The following is a 663-nucleotide window of genomic DNA, read 5'->3' as shown; positions in this document are numbered from 1 at the left end:
ATGTCACCGCCGTAGCACTTGGAGAGCACGTCCTTGCGCATGGCCCGGATGTTCTCGCGGGCGATGATGCGGGATCCGATCGCCGCCTGGATGGGAACCTCGTACTGCTGACGCGGGATCAGGTCCTTGAGTTTGCCCGCCATCATGACGCCGTAGGAGTAGGCCTTGTCCTTGTGCGTGATCGCCGAGAAGGCATCAACGCGTTCGCCCTGCAGGAGCACGTCCACCTTGACCAGGTCGGCGGCCTCCTGCCCGTCGGCCTTCCAGTCCAAGGAGGCATAGCCCTTGGTCTTGGACTTGAGCTGGTCGAAGAAGTCCAGGACGATCTCGGCCAACGGCAGGCGGTAGCGCAGCTCGACGCGGTCCTCGGAGAGGTAGTCCATCCCACCCATCTGGCCGCGTTTGGACTGACACAGTTCCATGATCGCGCCCACGAAGTCCGACGGCGCCAGGATGGTGGCCGAGACCATGGGCTCGCGGATCTCCTTGATCTTGCCCTCGGGGAACTCAGACGGGTTGGTCACCACCGTTTCGGTGTTGTCCTCCAGAGTCACGTCGTAGGACACCGACGGCGCCGTGGAGATCAGCGCCAGGTCGAACTCGCGTTCCAGTCGCTCCCGCGTGATCTCCAGGTGCAGCAGACCCAGGAAGCCACAGCGGAAG

The 663-nt window shown here is 63.5% G+C and carries 1 protein-coding gene; it reads right to left on the bottom strand.

Annotation, left to right across the window (positions count from 1 at the left end; genetic code table 11):
- On the bottom strand, positions 1-663 hold a 663-nt coding region (locus GTW58_RS13410), incomplete at both ends, for an elongation factor 4 family protein (protein ID WP_483413991.1).

The sequence above is a fragment of the Kocuria subflava genome, assembly GCF_012163155.1.
Classification (GTDB): Bacteria; Actinomycetota; Actinomycetes; order Actinomycetales; family Micrococcaceae; genus Kocuria; species Kocuria subflava.
The sequence above is the reverse complement of the archived record's forward strand: the minus strand, read 5'-3'. Positions and strand labels throughout refer to the sequence as shown.